The organism is Bacillus sp. P4_D3 (assembly GCF_056401855.1).
This window is the reverse complement of sequence record NZ_JBFUIN010000474.1, coordinates 1-2,460: the sequence shown is the minus strand read 5'-3', so window position 1 is coordinate 2,460 and position 2,460 is coordinate 1. Positions and strand designations below refer to the sequence as shown.

The following is a 2,460-nucleotide window of genomic DNA, read 5'->3' as shown; positions in this document are numbered from 1 at the left end:
CCCTATATATAGGGAGGTTACTTGCCATTTACTACAAAAGACAGAAGATTACGCCTGTACTTTGCTTTTCATGAACGTATGAATTCGTTCTAATGCTTTCTCTACTTGCTCAAGAGATGTCGCATACGATAATCGAACGTTATTTGGTGCACCAAATCCTGTACCAGGAACAAGAGCTACTTTTTCCTCTTCTAATAATGCTTTTGCCCACTCATCAACTGTATCATACCCAGCTAACGCTACGGCTTCTTTTACATTTGGGAATAAGTAAAAAGCACCTTGTGGTTTGATACAAGTGAAACCAGGGATTTGAATTAATTTATCATAAATAATGTTCAATCTTTCTTCAAACGCTTGACGCATTGTTTCTACAGGTTCTTGTGAGCCTGCATACGCAGCAATTGCACCGTATTGAGCAATTGAAGTAGGGTTTGACGTACTATGACTCGCTAAGTTCGTCATCGCTTTAATAAGCTGCTTATTTCCTGCTGCATATCCAATGCGCCATCCTGTCATAGAATGTGATTTAGATACACCATTAATAATAAGTGTTTGTTCTTTTAATGCATTAGAAAGCTGGGCAATTGAAGTATATTCTGCAGCACCATAAATTAATTTTTCATAAATTTCATCTGAAACGATTAAGATATTATGTTCTAAACACACTTCTCCAAGCTGTTGTAATTCTTCTTTGCTGTAAATCATTCCTGTTGGATTGCTCGGTGAATTAATAATAACTGCTTTCGTTTTCTCTGTAATTGCCCCACGCAGCTGCTTTGCTGTAATTTTGTACTCATTACCTTCTAGACCTTCTACATAAACTGGGTTACCACCAGCGAGTTTTACTTGTTCAGGATAACTTACCCAGTAAGGAGTTGGGATGATAACTTCATCTCCTTCATCAAGTAACACTTGGAATAATGTATATAATGCATGCTTGGCACCATTACATACAATAATTTCAGATGGATCATACGCAATTCCTTGATCGCGAGTAAATTTCTTCACAATTTCTTGTTTTAACGCTTGTAATCCACCTGTTGGTGTATACTTCGTATGTCCTTCTAACATCGCTTTATGCGCGGCATCCATAATATGTTCTGGTGTATTAAAGTCAGGTTCCCCTGCCCCTAACGCAATTACATCATGACMTTCTGCTTTTAATGCTTGTGCCTTTGCTGTAATTTCTAAAGTTGAAGACGGTGTTAAAGCAGCTACTCGCTTTGCTAATTTCATTTGTAGTTCCCCCTACATCTATTTTTCAATGCTGTAGTGTCCAGCATATGCACCATTTTGAACTTCTAGATAATAATACGTATAACGATCTTCCTGATCAATATATGTAATTTCCCACAACGGAATATCGTTTTCAGCACCTAATTTTACTTTTACAATTTGTTTTGGCTTCGGCTTAGGTTCAGCACCTTCTMCAGTCGCCTGTTCAGCCAATTTTTGCAAAGCTTCTTTTTCAGAAATACCTTCACTCTTTTTCTTCACAAGGACATTTCCTTTTTTATCAGGCACCCAAACAATAATTTGTTCTCCTTTTTCATCTGCACCTTGCACGACTGTATATGAAGATTTTCCGTTATAATAATCAACAGCATTTACCTTTGTAAGCTTTGCCTTTTCTTTCGCAATTTCTACAGACTTTGACTCTTTTGGAATTTTCTTTTCCATCGCTTTATTATAAACATACGCCCCATATATTCCGCTAGCAACGATAACGATAATGATTGCAAAGATCCACTTTTTCATTGTATCACTACGTTCTGTAAATCGTAAATACAGCTATTTCTTTATCTTTTTCGTCTAATGCTAATCCGAACATGAGGTCCTGCTCTTTTAACGTACGATTCAAGCTATCAACAATTTTATACAAGTCAGACGAATATTTAATACGCGTCGTTGATAGGACTTCGATTTTCTTATCCATGAAAAAACTCCTCCGTTACACAAAAATTTCTAATTATAGAAGAACGCAATGCGGTTACAATAAGAGTACATTCTTTACAACCCCTGCTTCATCACCCATCTATTATAGCAGGACATGTACAGCAAAAAAAGGTTTCAAATCGAAAAGCAATATATTTTGTATACAAGAAGTAAGAAAAATAAAATTCCTCCTACCCACATTTTTTACGCCTGAAGTTTAAGTGTACTTCAGGCGTATTTTTCTTCCAATTTTATTTATTTGGTCGTTCCTTTAATTGCTCTAACAATTCTTCTAAAGGTCCTTCATAGAGCGGAACGGTTGGGATTGATTGTAAAAAACGTTTTCCATAGGAAGAACTTGTCAAACGGCGATCTAGTACAAATACCGTTCCCGTATCTGTATTTGTTCTAATAAGACGACCAAATCCTTGTTTGAAACGTAATATCGCTTGCGGGAGCGCTAACTTAACGAATACGTCTTCTCCTTGATTTTTTAGCCACTCTCCTTTTGCTTCCATCATCGGC

The 2,460-nt window shown here is 36.7% G+C and carries 4 protein-coding genes; all 4 read right to left on the bottom strand.

Features of this window, described 5'->3' with window-relative positions:
* Positions 1-48: 48 nt before the first annotated feature.
* Positions 49-1,236 (bottom strand): aspartate transaminase AspB, encoded by a 1,188-nt coding sequence (gene aspB, locus AC1DTM_RS22940; RefSeq protein ID WP_477000963.1) that lies wholly within the window; start codon positions 1,234-1,236, stop codon positions 49-51.
* 18 nt (positions 1,237-1,254) lie between these two features.
* Entirely contained in the window at positions 1,255-1,758 is a 504-nt protein-coding gene (locus tag AC1DTM_RS22935) for a cell wall elongation regulator TseB-like domain-containing protein (protein WP_477000962.1), read from the bottom strand.
* Between the two features lie 7 nt (positions 1,759-1,765).
* A complete protein-coding gene (locus tag AC1DTM_RS22930) occupies positions 1,766-1,936 on the bottom strand; it encodes a YpmA family protein (protein ID WP_000358351.1) in 171 nt (56 codons plus the stop codon).
* Between the two features lie 250 nt (positions 1,937-2,186).
* Positions 2,187-2,460, bottom strand: a 274-nt coding sequence (locus tag AC1DTM_RS22925; RefSeq protein WP_477000961.1) for a helicase C-terminal domain-containing protein, incomplete at its 5' end; no start/stop codon positions are given.